Source organism: Asticcacaulis sp. P2_C5 (assembly GCF_056404555.1).
Window position 1 is genome coordinate 49,592 of record NZ_JBFUDU010000018.1, and the last position, 21,033, is coordinate 70,624.

Genomic DNA, 21,033 nt, shown 5'->3' on the forward strand with positions numbered 1-21,033 from the left:
ATGCCCCTGCGCTTCTGCACTGCGGCGTCCCTGACTCGGAACGCTTCTGGGAGCATGGTATCCAAGAAACGAAAATTTACGGTAAAGCAGAGGTAAATATGCGGTAAATTTCAACTACTTGTAGCACAGTTGCGGTGTTAACCTGTTTTTACAATGGCATCACGCGAGGCCCGTGAAGCTGAGGGCGCCCAGGAAGCCTGTGTCGGTGGCTACGGTATTGAGCAGGGTAATGCTGTCACCACTCTCCAGCAATATGACCGTGCTGCTGCCCGACTGGGTTATGGTGGCGTGGGCCTGTTCTTCTTCGATCTGCAGGGTGTCGCCCTGGTTGGCATGGAAGTCGGTGATGATGTCGTTGCCGAAGCCGTATTGGAAAGAGAACCGGTCCGCGCCCAGGCCGCCGGTCAGCCGATCGGCCCCGCTGCCGCCGTCCAGCGCATCGTTGGACGCGCCGCCGCTCAGCGTATCATTGCCGCCCACGCCGTACAGGGAATCAATTCCGGCGCTCCCGGTCATAAGGTTTCCGAGACTGTTGCCGATGCCGACCGCGCCCGAAGCCGTGTTGACATTCAGGTTCTCGACATAATCGTCCATGCTGTAATAGGCCGTGATATAGACCGTGTCGATCCCGCCGTCGCTGGCTTCGGTGATGCGGTCATGGGCGCTGTCGACATAGTATTTGTCGTTGCCGGCGCCGCCGGACATGCTGTCGTCGCCCAGGCTGCCGTTGAGGGTGTCGTTGCCGCCGGCGCCGATCAGCCTGTTGTCTGCGCTATTGCCGTTAAGGCTGTTGGCGAGGTCATTGCCGGTACCGTCGATGGCCAGAATTCCGGTCAGACCCAGCGCTTCGATATTGTCGCCAAGGCTGTAGGTGACGCTGGAGCGCACCGTGTCCGTGCCTTCGCCTGACACTTCGGTGATCGTGTCGCTGATGGTGTCGACATAGTAGAGATCATCACCGGCTCCGCCGACCAGGCTGTCGTCGCCGACGCTGCCGTTGAGGCTGTCATTGCCGCCGCCACCCGTCAGCAGATTATTGCCGCTATTGCCGGTGAGTGCGTTGGCGAGTGTATTGCCGGTGCCCGACGAATTTCCGCTTCCCGTCAGGACCAGGTTTTCGAAATTGTCCAGCAGGCTGTAGGACGCGTGGGCGCGAACCGTGTCGGTACCGCCGCCCGCGCCTTCGGCAACGGAATCGCCGGCATTGTCGAGATAATACAGGTCGTCGCCAGCCCCGCCGGTCATGGTATCGGCGCCCAGTCCGCCATTCAGCGTATCGTTACCGTCCAGGCCGATCAGAGCATTGTTGCCGGTATTGCCAGTCAGGGTATTGGCCAGGGCGTTCCCTGTCGCATCAATGGCTGTGCCACCGGTGAGTATCAGGTTTTCGACCTGCCGGTAAATCAATCCGAAAACTTCATGAAAGCCGGGAGACAAGGTGTAGGTGGCCGAAGCGTAAATCGTATCCGTGCCTTCGCCGTTCCATTCGCCGACCATTTCATCGGATGAGTCGACATAATAGGTGTCGTCGCCTGCGCCCCCGAACATGCTGTCGACTCCCGCGCCGCCATTCAGGACGTCGTTTCCCTGGTAGCTCACGAGCGAATTACTACCCGAATTACCGGTGATCCGACAATTCTGGCCGTTGCCCAGACCCATGACATTCGCAGTTCCGATGAGGACCAGGCTTTCGACGTTTGCGCTCAATTGATACCTGACGGTCGAACGGACGGTATCTGCGCCTCCACCGTCTGCTTCGGTTACAACGTCATCCTGGCTGTCAACGAAATAGACGTCGTCGCCGGCGCCGCCATTCATGGTATCATTACCGGCCACACCGTTCAGCGTGTCATTACCATCGCCGCCATTCAGCACGTCGTTGCCGCCGCTGCCGTTTATGCTGTTGTTCAGGGCATTGCCGGTACCGGTAACGGCCCGGCTGTTGCGGAAGATCAGGTTCTCGACATTATCGGTCAGGGTATAGCTTGTGAGGGTGGTGGTGACCAGATCCGTGCCGCTGCTCGACGCCTCGACCACGCTGTCACCGGCATTGTCGGCATAGTAGGCATCGTCGCCGACACCGCCGGTCATGGTGTCGGCCCCGGCCAGGCCGTTCAGCGTGTTATTTTCGCCGTTGCCGGTCAGGCGGTTGTTCAGCGCATTGCCAGTGCCGGTCACCGCGCTGCCGACCAGGATCAGGTTTTCGATATCGTCGATCAAGGTGTAGGTGGTGAGGGTTGTAACGACGGCGTCGATGCTGCCGTCGGCCGTTTCGTCCAGGTTATCGTTGACGTTGTCGACATAGTAGGTATCGGCGCCATTGCCGCCGCGCAGCCGGTCGGCGCCGTCGCCGCCGTCCAGCGAGTCGTTGCCCGCTCCGCCGTACAGGCTGTCATCGCCCAGACCGCCGGAAATCGTGGCACTGAAACTGCTATCGCTGTTGTTGAAATACATCCAGTTAGCGAGGCCATTGCCCGTGGCGCTGAAGTTGGCAGCACCGGTGGCGATCAGCTTCTCGACATTAGCGTCCAGACTATAGCTCGACAGGGTGGTCTCTATAGTGTCAGTGCCCTTACCCAGGCCTTCGACGACGTGATCGCCGGCATCGTCCACCGCATAGGTGTCGTCGCCGTCGTTGCCGGTCAGCGAGTCCGCGCCCAGTCCACCCTCCAGCCTGTCGTCGCCATCGCCGCCGCTCAGGCTGTCCACGCCTGCACCGCCAGTGATCGCGTTATTCAGTTCGTTACCATCGCCGGTGAAACCACCGACACCTGCGAAAGTCAGGTTCTCGACATTGCCGTCCAAAGAATAGGTGGTGAGCGTGGTATGGACGGCGTCTCCGCCTTCGCCGGAGGCCTCGGTCACGACGTCGCCGGCCTGGCCGACAAAGTAGGTGTCGTCGCCCGTGCCACCGGTCATCGTATCGGCGCCCGCAGCGCCGTCCATCCGGTCATGGCCATCGCCGCCAAACAGCGCGTCATTGCCGGCGCCGCCGGTCAGGGTGTCATTGCCGGCAAGACCCTCGACGCGTCGGATGGCGCCTGTGGCCGTCAGATCGTCGGCGTCCGGCGTGCCGATCAGCACCTCGGTCACGTCGGTGACCGTGATGGCGACATCGAGATCCGTCGCATGCGCGCCGGAGGTTGCGGTTATCTTGATATCGTAGACATTGTCGTCGCCGTCATCGGCGGGCGCTTCATAGTCCGGCACAGCCACGAAGGTGACCTCTCCGGTCGCATCGTCGATGTCGAACAGGGCGGCGTCCACGCCGGACAGAGACCAGGTAATGTCACCGACACCAACCGTCCCCGTTGCCTGATAGACGACGCCGGTCGAATTCTCGTTCATGCTGGCGGTCGTACCGGAGGTAAAGTGTGGCTCAGGATCAAGCACGGTCAGCATCACATCGTTGCCGGTCCCCCCGAGATAGGTAATCTGAAGGGTTGTGTCGCCCGAGGTAAGGGTGGAGCCTTCGGAGAGGCCTGCAAAGGTGCCGACAATGGCGTCGCTGCCGTCATTGTCGATCAGGGTGAAGACGTCACCCGCCGCTGCCGTAAAGCCCATATTGAGGGAGAGGCTGACATCGGTCAGATTGACCGCACCGTTGACGGCAATCTGGTCGTAGCCTGTGCCCGCCGTTGTTCCGGCGATATCCGCGGCCACGACGCCGTCGTCGATAATCGTCAGGCCGTTGCTCAGTGTCAGGATCCCGCCGTCGGCGCCGATCGTGCCGCCTTCAACAGAGACAGTGCCGGTGACGCCGGTTGTGCCGACGGAACCGTGGCCAACAAGCGTGGCGCCGCTGGCGACCGTAACGCCAGCGGTTGCCGCAAACGTGCTGTCGATTTTCAGTGTGCCGGCCGAGACCGTCAGCCTGCCGCTCATGTCCGCAGCATCACCCGTCAGGGTGAGGGTACCTGCGCCGTCTTTGGTCAGGTCGGACGCGCCGGTCAGGGTTCCGCTCAGTGTCACCGCGGCCCCTGCCGAGAGGGTTGCCGCGCCGGTCAGTTCGATGGCATTGTCGATCGTTGTCGCCCCGGTTACGGCGAAGACTGCGTCGCCGTCCAGATAAACCGTGCCTGCAACCAGATTGCCATCGCCGGCTACCGACACAGTGCCGGCCGCAATTCTAAGGTCACCGGTCATGGCCGAGCCGTCGCCAACCATATATAGTGTGCCAGTACCCGTCTTGGTGAGGTCTGCGTCACCCGTCAGCGTGCCGGCCAGTTGGACATCCGTGTCATCCACGATCGTGGCGTCGCCTGCCACGGCAATGGTGTTGTCGATCGTCGTCCCGTCGGTAATCGCCAGAGTCGTACCTTCGCTGAGGGTGACTGTGCCAGAGCCCAGATTGCCGTCGCTCGCGACCGAGACCGTGCCGGCCGCTATTGTCAGGCCACCGCTCATCCCCGAAGCGTCGCCGGTCAGGGTCAATGTGCCGGCACCACTCTTCGTCAGGTCAGCCGCGCCGGTTAGAGCACCGCTTAGCGTCACCGCCGCAGCCGTCTGGAGCGTCGACCCACCGGCAACGTCGATGGCATTATCGATTGTCGCAGCACTCGAGACCACCAGGGTGCCACCAAACAGCGTGACCGTTCCACCAACAAGGGCGTCGTCACTCGCGACGCTGAGCGTGCCGGCGTAGATTTGCAGGCCGCCGGTGAACGAAGCTTCATTGCCTGTATTGGTCAGTATGAGGGTTGCGGGGCTGATCTTGGTCAGGGTCGAAGTACCTGACAGAACACCGGAAAGCGTCACGGATGCACCATTAACAACACCGATGCTTGCGTCGCCGGTCAGGGAAAAGGCATTGTCGATGGTGGTTGTGCCATTGACAATCAGCGACGTGCCCGATCCCAATGAGACGGTGCCGGCGACCAGATTACTGTCGCTGGCGATCGAGACCCTGCCGGCTGAAACGGTAAGCCCGCCGCTCATACCTGTGTTATCGCCCGACAGGGTCAGGTTGCCCGAACCGATCTTGGTCAGGTCTGACGAACCCGTCAGCGTCCCGCTCAGGGTGACCGCGGCGCCGTTGTTGATGGTCGCAGCACCCGTCAGGGCAATGGCGTTGTCGATGGTCGTCGAACCGGTGACGGCCAGGGTTGTGTTGGCCGCCAGGGAGACCGTGCCGCCGACCAGGTTGTTGTCGCTTGCCACCGAGACTGTGCCGGCGGAGACCGTCAGCCCCCCGCTCATGCCCCACCCAGAGCCGGACAGGGTGAGGGTACCAGCACCGCTCTTGGTCAGGGTAGAGGAACCCGTCAGGTTGCCGCTCAGGCTGACGGCAGCGCTCGCTTGAACCGTAGCGTCGCCCGTCAAATCGATTGCATTGTCGATGGTCGTCGCACCGGTAACCGCCAGCGTACCGCCGGCCAGGGTGAGGGTGCCGGAAACCAGGGCGTCGTCATTCGACACCTGGACTGTGCCGTTATTGATTTGCAGACCGCCGGTTATGCCTGCTTCGTTACCGGTATTCGTCAGGACCAGGGTGCCGCTGCCGGCCTTGCTCAGGGTCACTGCGCCACCTGTCAGGGCAGCCGACACGGTGATCGTCGCGCCACTGGCCGCGCTCAGGGTCGCGTTGCCGCCGAGAACGAGCCCGCCACCGCTGCTGCCGGCTATGGTCAGGCTTGAGCTGCTGCTCAGGGACAGTGTGTCGCCCGAACCGAGTGTCGCCGTACTGCCGGCCAGGGTTACGGTCGTGCCGGTTGTCAGGGAATCCAGCTTGATCGTGTCGCCGCCGGCCTGGGCCACACCGCGCGCCAGGGCCTCACGCAGCGAAAACCCATCGGAAGCGTCGCCGTCGGCATCATCGTCGGTGCGGTCGACATAGATTGCAGCACTGGTGAAGGTGACGTCGGCTGTCGAATTGCCGTTATTGTCATGCAGGGTGACGCGCAGGGTGCCGTCGCCATAAGGCTGGGCGCTGCCGTAGCCGATGTGGGCCAGGACATCCTCGATCAGCGCCTTGGTCGGCGCACCCGTCACGCCGCTGTCGCCCGATGCGGCGCCGAACTTGATGGTCAGGGTTCCGGTGGCATAGACAAAGGTGTAGCGCGCAAACGCAAGACCACTGGCCGTGCTGACCAGGGTGCCGGTGACGTCGCTGGTTGCGTCGGCCAGGGCGCCGGCACTGACGCCACCGAAGGCGCCACCGCTGGAATTGACGCTGAACAGGCTGCTGGTCAGCAGGCTGTAGCTGTCGTGCGAACTGCCGTCGGCGACTCCGGCCTTGACGCGATTGATGGTGAGGGTGGCGCTATTCAGCGATCCCGACGTCACTGTCGCGGCGGTGCCGCTGTCGAGCGCCGTATATTGCCCCGAAGACGCCAAGGCGAGACTGTCGCCGGACAGGTTGGCAAGGACCGGCGCAGACACGGGCGCCTGCATGATCCGAAAAGAAATACCGTTGGCGTCCCCGCTGCCCTGACCGTCCCAGACAACGACGAAATTTCCATCAGGGTCCATGCTCACGTCGGCGCGCTGCTGGATACTTGTCGTGTAGGTATTGATCTGGAACTCGCCGCCATCGGCGACGCCGGCAGCCGTGTAGCATTGCCCGTAAACACCGTAGCTCGCGCCGTCCTGCAGATTGGACTGCCAGACGACGACGAAATCTCCGTCCTGATCCATGCTGACCGAAACAGCCCCCTGGTTGTTGGTCGTATAGGTGTTGACCAGGAATTCGCTGCCCTGCGTGACGCCCGAGGCGTTGTAACGCTGGCCGTAGACGCCATTGACGCCGCCGTCCTGGCCGGCGGATTGCCAGACGACGACAAAATCGCCGGCACCGTCCATGGCGACACTGGAGTTGGACTGTGCGCCGGTGGTGTAGGTGTTGATAAGGAATTCCGAGCCTTGCGCCACGCCCGAGGCATTGTAGCGCTGGCCGTAAACGCCCGAAGTGCCGCTGTCCTGTGTGGCGGAATTCCAGGTGACAACGAAATTGCCGTCATCGTCCATTGCAATGCGGGACACACCCTGTGTACCGCTGGTATAGGTATTGACCTGAAATTCCGAGCCTTGCCGTACGCCGCTGGCGTTGAAACGCTGGCCATAGACGCCATAGGCCGACAGATCCTGGCCACTGGAGCCCCAGACGACGGCAAAATCGCCGTCCTTGTCCATGGCCACACTTGCCACCGACTGACTGGCGGTGGTGTATGTATTTACCTGAAATTCCGAGCCTTGCTTGACCCCGCTGGCATTGAAGCGCTGGCCATAGACGCCGCCGGCGGCGCCATCCTGAAAGGCCGAGTCCCAGACAACGACGAAATTGCCATTGTCGTCCATGGCGACCTGAGGCGCCTGCTGGGCAGCGGTGGTAAAGGTGTTGACCTGGAACTCCGACCCTTGTGCCGTGCCGGAAGAATTAAAGCGCTGGCCGTAAACGCCGTAGCCGGAGCCGTCCTGACCATTCGACTGCCAGACCACGACATAGTCGCCATCCGAATCGACGGCGACGGAGGCGCTGCGCTGCCCCGACGTGGTGTAGGTGTTGACGGGGGCTTCGGTTTCGGTGACGCTTAACATGACATTCTGTCCGATCGACGACTAAGTACGCGGGTGAGGCCAGGATCTGGCCAGGCTTTTAGATTTGCGCCCAGAAGCCTTGTTCTGGCAGGGCGAGTGCGGCGCGATGGCCGGGATCGACGTGGTTCAGAATGCCGTGACGACCGGCGCCGGGCAGCAGGGCGATATCTGAGATCTCATCGACGCCGCCTGAAAAATCGAGGCTGCCGAGGATGTGTCCATCATGGCGGTCCAGCGCTACGACACCGCAGGACAGGCCAGGCGCCGCGGCTTCCACGGGCAGGCTGGTGTGGCCCGCACCATGCCGGTCGCGCAGGCGTGACAGACCGACAAAGAGCACATCGCCGTGCATGGCCAGGCCGCGGACATAGCCGGGAAGCCGCGCCAGGACCTGCATGCGGCCATGAGCATCGGCCCGCAGCACTTCGCCGGTGCCGGAATTCAGGACATGCAGGACTTCATCGATCAGTCGCGGCGAGTGCGGCATGCACAAACCGTCCATGACGATGCGGCCATCCGGAACCGAAATCAGCACACCGCCGCCGGCGCGACCGGCGCGCCAGCCTTCGGCAGTGTCGGCAGCACCCAGCGCCGTGACGAAGCGCGGCTGGCCGGCGGCGTCCAGCGCCATTCCATTCAGATGGCAGCGGTCGTCGGGAACGAGATCCGAAATGAAGCTCGGACGCCACAGCGGCGAGAAACTGGCCGTGTCGTCCAGCCGCGCCAGGCAGGAAAATCGCGTAGCGGCGCCCAGAACCGTGTCGCCCGCGAAGGCGATGTCGTGCATGTCGATTTCGCCGGTAAACCGGACCGTGCGTGGCAGCCATATCTGCTGATAGATGTTGCGGGCGCGGGGGTAGTCGGGCGCCAGGGTCTGGGATGCCGCCAGGATGACCAGTTCGTTGCGCGTGGCGATGGCGAGGCGGCCCTGGGTTGCCGCCAGGGCCATGGGTTTGTCGAAGGCACGCGGCAGGACCGACAGTCCGGCCGTGTCCGTCGAGGCGAGGATGACGCTGGACGACTGATAGCTGGCTATGGCCAGGGCGACGCCCAGGTCGGAGAGCACGGCATCGAAACTGCCCGTCGCGGTGGCCTGGATAGGCGTGGCGGACGGACGCGATGCGGCGGCGTTGCCGGGAGCTTCGGATTGTCTATCCAGGGGCGAGGCGATCATGGTTTTAACCAGCTTACTGTGGCTAAGATTTTACCACTGGTAAGGTTAATAATTTGGGCCCGATATGTCCGAAATTCGAAGATGCAATCCTGAGTTAAGAGCCTGAATGGATTGAAATTTATCTGCTGTTAATCTAACATATTCGCGATTTTCGGTGTTATTGCCAGCCGACGATCAAATCCTTACCGTGCTGCGCCACGGCTGGCCGAGATCGGCGATCCGGGCCAGGCAGACGAATTGCAGGACGATATAAGGCGGCCTCATGCGCTTATCGTTCACGCATTTGCCGGTAAGCGTCCTCAAGTTTACGAGCGAAGGCCTGAACGTCGAACAACGAACTGGCAGACAGAGCTTTACTTAATCTGTGCTTGACGTCGGCGAAGGCCGTCTCGTTGCCGGCCAGGGCCACGGCACGTGCAACATAGTCAGCGCGGCTGACCGCAATTAAATCATGAAGACCCGCCACGCTCAAAAGACTGGCTGCGACCCGACCGGCAAAGGTGGCACCCAGTCGGGTCAGGACCGGCACACCTGCCCACAGGCTGTCGCTGGCGGTGGTGTGCGCATTATAAAGCGGCGTGTCGAGCATCAGGTCGGCCAGTGCGTAGCGCGCCAGGTGACGGGCCTTGGGCTCGTTCCTGGCAAAGACAAGACGGTTGGGGGCGACACCATGGCGCTGCGCCTCTTCGCGCAAATTAACCACCGAAGCATCCGGGCCGTGCAGCAGCCACAGGACGCTGTCGGGAACGGCGCGCAGGATTTCCATCCAGTCGGCAAAGACCTCGGGGACGAACTTGTAGGCGTTGTTGAAGCACGAAAACACGAAACCATTTTCGGGAAGGCCCACTTCGACTCGCGTGGGACGCCAGTCGCTCTGGGGCTGGTCGCGGTCGTAGACCTGGTAGCAGCCGGGCAGCCGGATCACCGTCTCGTCGAACCACGTGTCCTGATCGGGCGGAATAACGATCGCATCAGCAAGGATATAGTCGGCGAACGACGCGCCGAATGTGCCCGGAAAGCCAAGCCAATTGACCTGAACCGGCGCCGGACGCCAGGCCAGTATCTCCTGTTCGCCAAACATGGTGTAGCCGGTCAAGTCGACCAGGATGTCGATGCCGTCGCTGCGGATACGTTCAGCGGCGGCGCGCGCATCGCCCTTCGGCAATATGACGAAGCTGTCGCAGCCAGCCATGATGCGTTGACGCCAGTGGCTGTCGTCGGCGGGGCCCAGCGCGTAACCGGTCACTGTGACCTGGTTTCGGTCGTGGGCGGCGAACAGGCCGGCGGTCAGGTGGGCGATCGGATGTTCGCGGAAATCGGCCGACAGATAGCCTATGCGCAGCGGTCCGGAGCGCGATATCGGTCGTGGCGGCAGGGGTGTTACACCGGCCATGAGCTTGCGGGCATAGGTCCGCGCAATGGCCTGCTGGTCCCGGGACGTCAGGGGCAGGGACAGGGAGGTAAAGGGGGCCGTGGGAATATCCTCACCAGCGTCAAGGCGGCGGCGAATACCGGCGACAAGCCGTTCGGTCAGGGCCTCGACATCGCTCCAGTCGGCCAGTTCGCGCAGGTGAAAGACCAGCGAATCGACGACGGCGATATTGTCGGGTTCGCGGGCCAGGACGAAACGAAGGTGCGCGATCGCGGCTTCCGTCTGGCGGGTTTCGGCCAGGATGCGCGCCAGGTTGGTCCGTGGCGCGGTCTGGTTGGGGTCTTGCGCCAGGGCGTCCTCGTAGAGCGCCATGGCTGCCTTCAACTGGCCGCGACCGGACAGCAGGTTGCCGAGATTGTTGATCGCCATCTGAAGGTTCGGCTGCAGCACCAGGGCCTGGCGATAGGCGGCTTCCGCATCGTCCTTGCGGTCCAGCGACTGCAGGGCCATGCCGCGGGCGAAATGTCCGTCAGCCACACGCGGGGCCAGGTTCAGGCCGTGATCGATCATAGCCAGGGCCTCGGCAAATTGGTCCTGCTTGCGGCGGATAGTGCCCAGGCGCAGCCAGGCCATGGCGTGGCCGGGCGCCGCGGCGGTCAGGGCGAGCAGAATCTGCGCCGCCTCGGCGAGACGGTCCTGGCGTTCCAGGACCAGGGCCAGATTGTATTGGGCGTCGATAAGGCCGGGGCGCAGGGTCAGGACCTGGCGCAGACTGGCCTCGGCTTCGGGCAATTGCCCGGCGGCAGCGGCGGTGACGCCGTAATGCATAAGAAACAGCGGTTTATCGGGCTGCAGGGCAATCGCCCTGCGTAACGGCTCCAGTGCCGCCTCGGGCTTGCCGCCTTGCGACAGGGCCAGGCCCAACAGATGCAGCGCGTCGGCGTCATCGGGACGCCGGGCGACTAGCGCCTGCGCCATGGCCTGGGCCTCGGCAAACCTGCCCGACTGCCCTAAGGCAGCAATCTGGTCGAGCACGGTCTGATCGCCGGCCTCCGTGGCGTTCATCGCATCAGGCCCGAAGATGGATAGCACGCGAAGGCCGCGGGTCGGTTTCTCATCTGTGTATCCCTTGCCTGGATGCGATTTCACGAATCGCCCAGACAAGGTTTACCACAGTTCGAACATGGCCAGAGACGGCCGGACCGGTCAGGCCTCTTCCAGTTGCCCCAGCGATTGGGTCAGGGCCAGCAGCTTGCGGCGGATCTTGCCGTTGCTGATGCGCGGAAACGCTTCGGCCAGCTCGATGCCTTCCGTCGTCATCAGGAAGCCATGCACATGTTCTTCGGCCTGGGAAGGGGCTTCCCCTGCGGCGGTTTCGGCATCGCCGAAGCCTTCGAAGAAATAGCTGATCGGCACTTTCAGCGCCTTGCCGGTCTCATAAAGCTTGGACGCACTGACGCGATTTGAGCCGCGCTCGTACTTCTGAACCTGCTGGAAGGTCAGGCCCAGCTCGCGCGCCAGATCGGTCTGGCTCATGCCCAGAAACTTCCGCCGTACACGCACCCGTGCGCCAACATGCAAATCCACCGGGTTGGGGCCGTTTTCCTTGGTACTCATAAACTATCTCCTCTTACTTCACGTCTGTCTTTCTTTGCCGGAGACTGTTCCCGGGCAGCGAAAAGGTGGTTGTTACTAATACGCTCTTTCAACTCTATCCGATCAGCCCGCGCTGCATGGCCTTGACGACCGCCTGGGTGCGGTTTAGCGCCCCAAGCTTGCGGGCCGCGGTCTTCAGATAGGTATTTACTGTATCGACCGAATAAACGTCTTCGGCAGCGATATCTCCGCTGGTCAGGCCCTGCGAGGCCTTGTCCAGGCAGTACAGTTCGCCATGGGTCAGCTTCAGTTCGCGGTTCAGGACCTCCAGGGCCGGCCGCGCGCAAAGCGCATGCAGGGTGGCCGCGATCTGGCTGAGCAGACGAGACTGGGACTCGGTGACGGGATCGTCGCTGATCAGCGACAGTGTGCCGACCAGCCTGATACCGTTGCGCACGGGAAGGACCGTCCGCTCGCGGATACCGTGGCGGCGCAGCAGATCCAGCATCTTGTAGCCCTGCCGGCGCGCTTCCTCGGTCGCGAAGGCGTCACAGTCGCGGCATACGTCGCGCCCGTCCCGGAAAAGGGCGATCAGCGGGTCGATCCCGATATAGCCGCCGCTGTAGTATTCCGTCATATAGTCGATCGGGAAATCGCAGACCAGAAAGGCGTTGTTGCCGACCTTCAGGCCGTCCACGTCCAGGCCGGTAATGGCTATGTGACGGAACGGCACCTGCTGGCGTATCTGGTCGATCAGTGCAAATTCGTCCTGCGCGCTGGACCGCGCCAGCGATTCGAGCGCCTTGCGGATCACGTCCGGCGAGGGATCAGATGGCACGACGACGAAACGGCTCATGAACGAGCGATTCTCCTAGAAATGGGATAGGTGCGCAAGGCTCGGCTATCCTGTTGGACCGCTGTTAGCGCAGCCGTCAGACATTGTCATCAAAATACACGTAAACAGGCACGATCCATACTAATCCTTTATTTCCAACGCGTTCGAACTGGCGTTTCCGCCTTCCAATTGCGAAGCTCCAAGCTTTTAAGCGAGAATCGTGGCCGATTCGTAACCAAAGGTGGTTACGATTAGCTATCCCAATTTTGGCGATTTCGGGGCGGCTATGTAACAGACATTATTCTATTTTCGTGCGATGAGGACGAACCTGTCCCGTCAGCCGATCAGCTTGCCGGATGCGGGGGTCAAACGGCATGCGCCAGGCCCGACTGGGCGACGCCGTCGCAGAAGAACGAAATGTTCTCAAAGGCCTGGCGGGCGCCCCAGACCGCCTCGTCGGCATCCAGCCGCGCCTCGCAGCCATCGAGCCACAGCGTATATTCGCGCCATCTTATGCCGTTATGCTCGCCATAGCCGGCAAAGAACCATTGGCCGGTATGAGGCTTCAAACCGAGCTTGCGTTCCAGGTGGCGGCTGATGACATGGCCGCCCAGAGTCGATGCCTGCTTGGCATACAGATAGCCGGCCCTTTTTGACAGGGTATCGAGCGGCGGATGGCGGAAGGTGATTCGGTTGGCGTAAGAGCTCAGGCCGTGTTCGCGGAAATCGTCGGTCAGCCATGACAGCACGGGCGCATTGGGGGCGGGGGGCGGTGGCGCGCTGGCGAAGGCGGCCTCTCCGTGATGATAATAGGCCTCGAAAGCCAGCAGGATACGGCGAAATCCATCCAGGGTCAGGCTGTCGTCGGACAGGCCTTTCAGCAAGCTATGGCTGTGGAGGGCTTCGTGCTGTTGACGGGTCTCGCGCCGCAGGACGTCTAGCAGGGGCATGATCGGTTCGGGCTACAATCAGCAGGAGAGAAGGGGACTGGCCCCATGATTCCCGAAACCATATAAAAACCGAATATGGAATTGTATTTGGTCGTCGCTTCTTCGAGGTTTCATACCAGCCTTTCATGTCGGCCTTTCACGTCTGGCATTTCAGGTTTGACAAGGCCGCGATTTGATCGTTAGTCCATGACAAAAAAGCCGGCCAACCCCGCCATCACCGTTGAGGAAACGTCATGTCAAGTCTCGATCGCCGCCAATGGCTGATAGCCTCGGCTTCCACTGCCGCCCTGGTTGCCGCGCCGGGCGCGTTTGCCAAGGGCGCCGGCCGCAAGGTCGAGCTGGACATCGGCAAGGCCACCCAGCCCGTCGACCGCTTTTTCGACCTGTCGATCGGGGCGGACTATCCCGGCACGACGATCCGCGACGCCAACCTGGCGCAGTTGAAGATCGCCGTCGATGAACTGGGTTTCCGCTACACCCGTTTCCACGCCATCTTCCACGACGATCTCGGCACGGTGAAACTGGTCGACGGCAAGGTCGTCTGCGACTGGACGAAGATCGATTATCTCTATGACAGCCTGCTCAAGATGGGCATCAAGCCGTTTGTCGAGCTCGGTTTCACGCCGTCGGCGATGAAGACGTCGGACCAGACCATCTTCTACTGGAACGGCAATACGTCGCATCCGCGTTTCGACCTGTGGGAAAGCCTGATCGACAGCTTTGCCCGCCATCTGGTGGCGCGCTATGGCATCGACGAAGTGCGCTCGTGGTATTTCGAGGTGTGGAACGAGCCCAATCTCGACGGTTTCTGGCAATATGCCGACCAGGAAGCCTATTTCGCCCTGTATAACCTGACCGCCCGCACCTTGAAGGCTGTCGATTCCGGCCTGCGCGTCGGTGGTCCGTCGACGGCCGGCGCCGCCTGGGTGCCGGAATTCCTGGCCTATACCAAGGCGACCAATTCGCCCGTCGATTTCATCACCACCCATACCTATGGCGTCGACGGCGGTTTCCTTGACGAAGACGGCAAGCAGGACACCAAGCTGTCGCCTTCGCCCGACGCGATCATCGGCGACATCCGCCGTGTCCGCAAGGAGATCGAAGCCTCGTACCAGCCGGGTACGCCGCTCTATTTCACCGAATGGAGCACCAGCTATACCGACCGCGACCTGGTCCACGATTCCTATATCAGCGCCCCCTATATCCTCAGTAAGCTGCGCCAGAGCCAGGGCCAGCTTCAGGGCATGAGCTACTGGGTCTATTCCGACCTGTTCGAAGAACCCGGCCCGCCGCCGAAGTCGTTCCACGGCGGCTTCGGCCTGATGAACCGCGAAGGCATCCGCAAGCCTGCCTGGTTCGCCTACAAATATCTCAATGCGCTAAAAGGCAAGGAAATCCCGACCGGCGATGCCCAGACCTGGGCAGCCGTCGACGGCAAGTCCGTATCGGCAGTGATCTGGGACTTCCAGCAGCCGGAACAGGCGGTCAGCAACCGGCCCTTCTACAGCCGTCTTGTGCCGAACCACAAATCCGCGCCCGTGACCCTGTCGCTGAGCGGCCTGGCGCCGGGGAAATACGCTTTGGAGATTCATCGCACAGGTTATCGGTCGAACGATCCTTATAGCGCCTATATCGACATGGGCGCACCCAAGGACCTGACCCCGGCGCAACTGGCCCAGCTCCAGGGCCTGACGCGGGATCTGCCGGAAACGGCGAAGACCATCACGGTCGGGAAGGGCGGTACGGCCGAGGTCACTGTCCCCATGAACAGCAACGATGTCGTGCTGGTCAGGCTTGTCCCGTCAGCTTGACAGCAAAGCGAGCGCCGACCTCCTTCTTCCTTCACCTCTTCCCTCGATTGAGGGGAGAGGACGAGAGCCAAGCGCAGCGCCGGCGATCGGGTGAGGGGCTTTTTCGCAAAGTTCCACATTTCCGGACGATTCAATCCTGGCAACCTGTGCAGCGCGCACATAAGCCAGGTCACGCCCACGCCTGACGATAGGCCGCGGCGAGGCCGGGATGCGTTCCATCGGAAATTCGGCAATCGATTACTTCGCTGCGGTCCCACCAGCAATGGTGATCGAGCGTCGACCCCATCGTCTTCAGCCACGCCGAAACCCGGCTGAGATCGCCTGCGAACGCGTCCGAATCCATGCCCCATTCGGACAGGCCATAGCCAAGCCCGTGGCTTTTGGCGAAATCGAGCCCCCGGAGCAGCCCGCGGCTTTCGTTCAGGAACCAGTCCAGACCGCCGGGCTTGTCATAGGCCGTCTGCATGTAGACATCCTGGGACACGACCTCGACATAGTCTGTTCCCGGCCAGCACAGCAGCGGATCGACCCCGTGGGTGCAGACATTGGGACACCAGATGCGGCGAAAGCGCGGTGACACCTGCCGCGCCAGGTCGGACAGACGCTGGAAGGCCTTGACGAACAGCGTGGCGTCAAACGCCCCATCCTTGTCGATCGCTGCGTTTTCCTGCTGCGGCAAATTGAATTCCCACGGCAGGCGCAGAAGAATGGCACGATCGCCGGCGGGCTCGGCAGCCAGGATCGATGCGAACAGCTTGCGATATTGGCTGTCCCATGTGCCGGCGACGATCGCTTCAAGCTGCCTGGCGCCCGGACATGGTACGGACCAGAGCACCTGTGCACCGGCGGCGATAAAGCTGGCCGCTTGTTGGCAAATATAGGGGACAGAATCCCACAGGGCGTCCGGACCCATCTGGTTAAAGTAGAGCAGGGCCAGCGCCGGTCGACGGCCAAGAAACTGCGAAAACCGCAGATAGCCCGCTGGGTCATTGGTAGTAATGCAGCCCGTCGCGGCCTGAGTTGCGTCCGCAGCCGCCGCCGTCGGGACGCGCAGCGCTCCCGCCGCCGCGGCGATGGTCAGGCCATGTAGGAAACGGCGGCGGGATGTAAAAGCCATGGTTGGATCTCGTCAGACATCAAACCGTGAGGCTTTGTAAGGAGTTTTGCAAGGGTACCGCCGGCGCGAATGCGCATCAATGTCTGAATGTGGGCATTGGCGGAAGACTGGGAATCTATGCAAGTTCGTGGTAAATACTGCAGTCTATGGTGAATTGCCGTCGAATTAGGAAGCGCTCAAAGATCGGTCCAGCTTCTCAAGTTATGAGTGACGTATCGGTCGTACGGGGTGGGCCTGCGGCGGTCTGCTTCGCGCATTACGAAATTCAAGATAGTGAAATAGAAGTTGTTAATCGCCCCGCCAGCGGCGTCTTCTAGGCGGGCCTTGCGGAAATTGAAATTGATAACGCCGCGCCCCAGAACGTAAGTTGCGTCGATTAAATGATCATCGCCCATTTTACGGTAAAATCGGTCGGCCTCGTTCGCCGGCCATTTTCCTGGGATGAGGTCAGTGTCGAAGGCAAAGACGAAGTGCATATATCGCGCACGCTTCTTGTCATCTTTGTGATCTCCTACATCTCGCCCAGCGAGTTCGCGGTCATGAGGCCTCAGCAACCGAAGTTTTCGTGCCGCTTCGACACACTTGTCTACCTCGCCAGCATTGAGGCGAGATTTAATTTCAATACTCGCAAGTAGTGCCTCCGCCGCAAGTATCGACTGATTGCCGGGGTTGAAAGCAAAGTCTGATATTCTATCATAGATTAAAATATCGAGTTGTGGACCCGAAACTCCATTAAGGTCAATGACTTCTCCGGCGGTCACGCCGAAACGTGCCGGGAGTCGCTCGCGGAAGAATTTTGTCAGACTTTGCTCACGCTCGCTGCCCTTGATAACCGAATGTTTCGTTTCGGCCGAAGCCCTAAGGTCAGCGCCAAAGCGTTCGATAGCGGCCGCGAACCGCTTATTGAGATATGGCGAACGCGGTAGCGACGGCATTTCATTACTCCAAGATTCCAAGGGGGGGCGCATTGTGTGTCGTCTCGGATGCTTACGTCGAGCTGATTCGTAAGAAAATTCCACCTACGGGCTTGAACCAATTGCATTCAACGGGCTATAGCGGAGTCAACGGAGCAGGCTCCAACGCCGCGACTCCCAGGCGGCCCTCCAACGCTGCGGGCCGTGACGGTCGAGTGACCTACCTCGGCGGGTTATCCCGCCGAGGTGGCTGGGTATTTTGAATAGTGCATGCCGTTAGAGTGTTGTTCGAACAAGAGTTTGACTTATTTTGCGCAACAATGACAAAAAGTAAGTAGTTGAAATATTTAACATAATGTGAACACTTGCCTAATATAAGCCTTCAAGCATTTGAAATTTTAGATTTTTCGAATTTAGTTTTGGTTAGTTTTGGTGACAGGATAAATTGCAGTATTTCTGTTGCTGGCGCGAGAGGAACAACGTATTACGCTGGGTGCGGCGTCCATTCAGTGTATCCGCCGGCATTCCACAGCGCGTCCAATGCAGGTTTGAGGGCATTTTTATAATCGTCTGCTGATCCAAAATCCTCAATTAGGCATATCGGTAGATTGAGGTCTGGCGCTCGCAATACCGGCGGACCGTGAAATAAATCATTGCTGTCCCTGCAGATCACGCGGGCACCTGTAACTTGGGTAAGTGTAACCGCGACATACAGGGGAGGGGCGACCCCAAGCTTTTGCTGAGCGTCCACGAATCTGGGCAAGGCATCGAATAGAGTCTTCACGATTGCCCTCGCTTGAATGCAAGGCGCACCGCGGAGATCTTGCAAGTAGCCTGCTTGAACCGCTTCTAAACTCCCATTCCTGAACAGCTGTGTGTAGGAACTAATGTCGTCCCCCCCAGTGGTGATCGCGAAACCATCGACGTTCATGCGTGGGGAGTAGCCCATTAGATTACCCATTGGCCGAAGCAATTGGTCGTCCTGCTGAGCACTGCTGAATTTGACTGCGAAAGGGTGCCCAGCAGTCCCAATGGGAAGTACATGAACAACAAGTCGTTCAGCTTGCCCAGTCAGACCAATCGCACTGTGGGGCGACCGCATCAATCGAATTCGGGACCGATGGAATTCGACGGCTCTGTCGCCGGCATTTGCGGTTTGTAGGAACATGTTTTTTAACTCGTTATAGCTCGCTTCGAAGACTCCTTTGGAATGTCTCAAGTAATAGCGGTTGCTGTTTTTGAAGATCACGCGATGTGGGGGGGAAGCACTTTTAGGTACATGAATCGCCAAAATTTCGCCCGCATAAGTTGAAATATTACGAATTTTTACTCCGTGCAATGTAGGCTCAAGCCCCGTACGGTAGCTTTCTTCGAACCGCAAAATGAACTTGTCGATTTCGGTCGACGCGATTCCTTTAATACAGCTCGCGGCACCGTCAACCTCTTCCACACCTATGAGGAGAGTGCCTCCGCTAGTGTTGGCTAACGCGGATAAGTCTTTCAAAAATTCCTTTTTTTCTTCGTCTTTTGTGCCGTAAGGCTCAGATTTGTATTCGAGTGAGATGCTTTCGGTGACGCCATTTCTAATAAGTGCAAGCAGACCGCCTTCATCGAGCGTTTCGAAATTCCAAAACATTGCTTCCCCTCCTTCCATTGATCGCTCGCTATCCGAAACCGGCAGCTCAAACCGCGGCGTCGTGACTTCTGCGCGATTCTACTATATGGTGTGCCGGCCTATGACAAACGTTTCAATGCCTGCAATCGAAACTAGGGTCAAACAGGTCGGAGTCATATTGACACGTGGGGCGCAATGAACAGTGCATAAAATGTCATTGCCCCTTTTCTACTCTAAGCGAAACAGTCGAGGTTCCGATCAAGACAGCGTCGCTCGCCTGTTGACCAGCCAACATTGAGCTTTACAGTCGCGAGCATGATACGGTCGGGTGACTGTCGCGGTGGGGTTAAGGCAGCCCTGGATGGAGGTGACATCGACATGGCGGATAAGGCCGTACGGATATGTTCTTTTTTATTTGGAGATGGGCAGGGCCTTTAAGCCCTTGTCGGTCTAAGGGGAGTAGATCTGGATGATAACCAAGGTGCCGATTGTTTTGGACTTCCGGCAGATCGGTCAGTTGTTTGTCCCGCCAGGGCCGAACATGCCAATGCCTATTCCGGATTGCGCGTCACTGCAGGTTCTGTATGAGCCCGCGCCGAGTGCCAACAATCCAAACGTTATGGACCTGAAGGCGTTCATGCGTTTTGGGGATCAGAGCTGCCAAGTGACGGATGTTGATAACAATGGCGCGACAAGGGCCCTAAAATTCCGCTTGAGAGTACGGCATGCGACACTTGAGATTCTGCAGATGGAAAACGTTAAGATAAAGCCGTCGACAGTCCATGGGTTCGGCGCCGACGGGAAGTCGGTCAAATTCGAACGCACGACCGATATCGCAAAGCAAAAAGCTACAGATGTTGAAGGCGAAGTTGCTGGGGGGGTGTCGCTTAAGCCATCGTTCAAGGCCATGGGGAAGACGAAAGGTCAAAGGACGACCCGGCACACATACTCGTCAAAGGCGGTAAGCGAACAGTTTGATGATTTGATACATTATGTCCCGACGGGCGATGGAAAATTCAAGTGGTCGATACTGCCAGAGCTCATTAATAGCGGAGTGGATGGTGAGCCAGTGAAGCAAGTATTGGATGGCGTCTATCTCTCTGGTGCTGAGAGACTGCTTCAATTCAAGCGCACAAGCAGTAGTGACAGCGTGACGCTTGTCTTTGGAATAAGGTCCTCAATAGCGAATTTTTCCTTCGACTTCGAGGAGGATGACGATTCTGACTGGTGGGATGTTCGCTTCAAGGGCGCCGGCTTCAAGGCGAAAAAGCCCGTCGCGGAAGAGCTGTTTCGGGAGTTCTTGCGGAAAGCAATCAATTTGCCGACAGGATCGAATGACGACGTTTTCCTGGGGATAGCGGCGGCGGAACTAGATGACTTCTAATCACGATCGTATTGACGATGTGTTTGATCTGCTTACCGGTCCAGAGCGGCATATCCTGGATCATTTTGCATATTATTGTTTGAATCCGCGGCATGCTTTGAGGCATGCGGATTTGTCAGGTGTTGACTTTTCAGGACGAGATTTGAACGGTTTTGATTTTACGGATGCAAATTTAGAGGGTGCGACATTCGACCGCGCGAATATATTTGGAGCGCATTTTTGGAACACAAAGATGAAGCATCAACAATACGTATCAGCGAAAGATGCATTTTTTTGCTTTCCATGTAAGAGTGAGTATAATCAAGTATTCCTGAGTCATCTTATTTCGGATGTTTGGTGGCGTTATAATGAATATGGCTCAGAAGGCGCTAAGAAATATTTCAAAAAGTGTCATATTTTTATCAATCACCCACATAAATATCTAATTTTTGTTGATAATAATTTTAGTATTATGTCATTTTTCAATTTAAGTATTTATGAAGTGAATATTAGTTACGTATTTAATCAATTCAATAATTTTTCTGAATTAAATAAATATGTTAAAATAAATTTAAATTTAGCGAAAAGTAAACATTCATTTGTTGTGGATTTGGACGAATTATTATTGAATTTGGTTAAATACTTTGAAAAATTTTTAAAAATTAAGGTTAGGCACTTGCCCAGCCATTCTCCGAATGATGGCGTTGGTGCCATTATTTATACCATTCGCAAAGGGTAGTAAGCCTTGTA

General features: G+C 59.0%; 12 protein-coding genes. 3 read left to right on the plus strand and 9 right to left on the minus strand.

Annotated elements, in window-relative coordinates; all coding sequences use genetic code 11:
• Positions 1-159 precede the first annotated feature (159 nt).
• The 6 genes from AC1DXO_RS23890 to AC1DXO_RS23915 form a co-directional block, all read right to left on the minus strand.
• On the minus strand, positions 160-7,536 hold the full coding sequence (locus AC1DXO_RS23890) for an autotransporter-associated beta strand repeat-containing protein (protein WP_476980716.1): 7,377 nt from the start codon (positions 7,534-7,536) through the stop codon (positions 160-162).
• A gap of 58 nt (positions 7,537-7,594) precedes the next feature.
• A complete protein-coding gene (locus AC1DXO_RS23895) occupies positions 7,595-8,710 on the minus strand; it encodes a TIGR03032 family protein (protein ID WP_476980717.1) in 1,116 nt (371 codons plus the stop codon).
• A gap of 268 nt (positions 8,711-8,978) precedes the next feature.
• The gene (locus tag AC1DXO_RS23900) at positions 8,979-11,147 is read right to left on the minus strand and encodes an O-linked N-acetylglucosamine transferase family protein (RefSeq protein ID WP_476980718.1); all 2,169 of its coding nucleotides are present in this window, start codon (positions 11,145-11,147) and stop codon (positions 8,979-8,981) included.
• 141 nt (positions 11,148-11,288) lie between these two features.
• Entirely contained in the window at positions 11,289-11,699 is a 411-nt protein-coding gene (locus AC1DXO_RS23905; protein WP_476980719.1) for a helix-turn-helix domain-containing protein, read from the minus strand.
• Positions 11,700-11,793: 94 nt separating this feature from the next.
• The gene (locus AC1DXO_RS23910) at positions 11,794-12,534 is read right to left on the minus strand and encodes a helix-turn-helix transcriptional regulator (RefSeq protein ID WP_476980720.1); all 741 of its coding nucleotides are present in this window, start codon (positions 12,532-12,534) and stop codon (positions 11,794-11,796) included.
• 344 nt (positions 12,535-12,878) lie between these two features.
• Positions 12,879-13,463, minus strand: coding sequence for a biliverdin-producing heme oxygenase (locus AC1DXO_RS23915; protein WP_476980721.1), 585 nt, complete (start codon positions 13,461-13,463; stop codon positions 12,879-12,881).
• A 233-nt stretch (positions 13,464-13,696) separates the two neighbouring features.
• Here AC1DXO_RS23915 and AC1DXO_RS23920 point away from each other — a divergent pair, with 233 nt between their 5' ends.
• A complete protein-coding gene (locus AC1DXO_RS23920) occupies positions 13,697-15,274 on the plus strand; it encodes a GH39 family glycosyl hydrolase (RefSeq protein ID WP_476980722.1) in 1,578 nt (525 codons plus the stop codon).
• Between the two features lie 169 nt (positions 15,275-15,443).
• Here AC1DXO_RS23920 and AC1DXO_RS23925 read toward each other — a convergent pair whose 3' ends face one another.
• From AC1DXO_RS23925 to AC1DXO_RS23935, 3 genes are all read right to left on the minus strand, one after another.
• The gene (locus tag AC1DXO_RS23925; protein ID WP_476980723.1) at positions 15,444-16,391 is read right to left on the minus strand and encodes a glycoside hydrolase family 26 protein; all 948 of its coding nucleotides are present in this window, start codon (positions 16,389-16,391) and stop codon (positions 15,444-15,446) included.
• 176 nt (positions 16,392-16,567) lie between these two features.
• Positions 16,568-17,326 (minus strand): DUF6602 domain-containing protein, encoded by a 759-nt coding sequence (locus AC1DXO_RS23930; protein WP_476980724.1) that lies wholly within the window; start codon positions 17,324-17,326, stop codon positions 16,568-16,570.
• A gap of 463 nt (positions 17,327-17,789) precedes the next feature.
• Complete coding sequence (locus AC1DXO_RS23935; RefSeq protein ID WP_476980725.1) at positions 17,790-18,941, minus strand: AlbA family DNA-binding domain-containing protein; 1,152 nt, start codon at positions 18,939-18,941, stop codon at positions 17,790-17,792.
• Positions 18,942-19,389: 448 nt separating this feature from the next.
• Here AC1DXO_RS23935 and AC1DXO_RS23940 point away from each other — a divergent pair, with 448 nt between their 5' ends.
• Positions 19,390-20,304 carry a hypothetical protein gene (locus AC1DXO_RS23940; RefSeq protein WP_476980726.1) on the plus strand — a complete coding sequence of 305 codons (915 nt, stop codon included), beginning with the start codon at positions 19,390-19,392 and terminating at the stop codon, positions 20,302-20,304.
• Entirely contained in the window at positions 20,294-21,022 is a 729-nt protein-coding gene (locus AC1DXO_RS23945; RefSeq protein ID WP_476980727.1) for a pentapeptide repeat-containing protein, read from the plus strand. The genes AC1DXO_RS23940 and AC1DXO_RS23945 overlap by 11 nt, the downstream gene beginning before the upstream one ends.
• Positions 21,023-21,033: the final 11 nt, after the last annotated feature.

What these genes read in the sequence shown, in the direction of transcription:
- AC1DXO_RS23915 (WP_476980721.1), bottom strand. Translation starts at nt 13,463, where the DNA reads ATGCCCCTGCTAGACGTCCTGCGGCGCGAGACCCGTCAACAGCACGAA.
- AC1DXO_RS23890 (WP_476980716.1), bottom strand. Translation starts at nt 7,536, where the DNA reads ATGTTAAGCGTCACCGAAACCGAAGCCCCCGTCAACACCTACACCACG.
- AC1DXO_RS23930 (WP_476980724.1), bottom strand. Translation starts at nt 17,326, where the DNA reads ATGCCGTCGCTACCGCGTTCGCCATATCTCAATAAGCGGTTCGCGGCC.
- AC1DXO_RS23945 (WP_476980727.1), top strand. Translation starts at nt 20,294, where the DNA reads ATGACTTCTAATCACGATCGTATTGACGATGTGTTTGATCTGCTTACC.
- AC1DXO_RS23925 (WP_476980723.1), bottom strand. Translation starts at nt 16,391, where the DNA reads ATGGCTTTTACATCCCGCCGCCGTTTCCTACATGGCCTGACCATCGCC.
- AC1DXO_RS23935 (WP_476980725.1), bottom strand. Translation starts at nt 18,941, where the DNA reads ATGTTTTGGAATTTCGAAACGCTCGATGAAGGCGGTCTGCTTGCACTT.
- AC1DXO_RS23900 (WP_476980718.1), bottom strand. Translation starts at nt 11,147, where the DNA reads ATGAACGCCACGGAGGCCGGCGATCAGACCGTGCTCGACCAGATTGCT.
- AC1DXO_RS23905 (WP_476980719.1), bottom strand. Translation starts at nt 11,699, where the DNA reads ATGAGTACCAAGGAAAACGGCCCCAACCCGGTGGATTTGCATGTTGGC.
- AC1DXO_RS23895 (WP_476980717.1), bottom strand. Translation starts at nt 8,710, where the DNA reads ATGATCGCCTCGCCCCTGGATAGACAATCCGAAGCTCCCGGCAACGCC.
- AC1DXO_RS23910 (WP_476980720.1), bottom strand. Translation starts at nt 12,534, where the DNA reads ATGAGCCGTTTCGTCGTCGTGCCATCTGATCCCTCGCCGGACGTGATC.
- AC1DXO_RS23940 (WP_476980726.1), top strand. Translation starts at nt 19,390, where the DNA reads ATGATAACCAAGGTGCCGATTGTTTTGGACTTCCGGCAGATCGGTCAG.
- AC1DXO_RS23920 (WP_476980722.1), top strand. Translation starts at nt 13,697, where the DNA reads ATGTCAAGTCTCGATCGCCGCCAATGGCTGATAGCCTCGGCTTCCACT.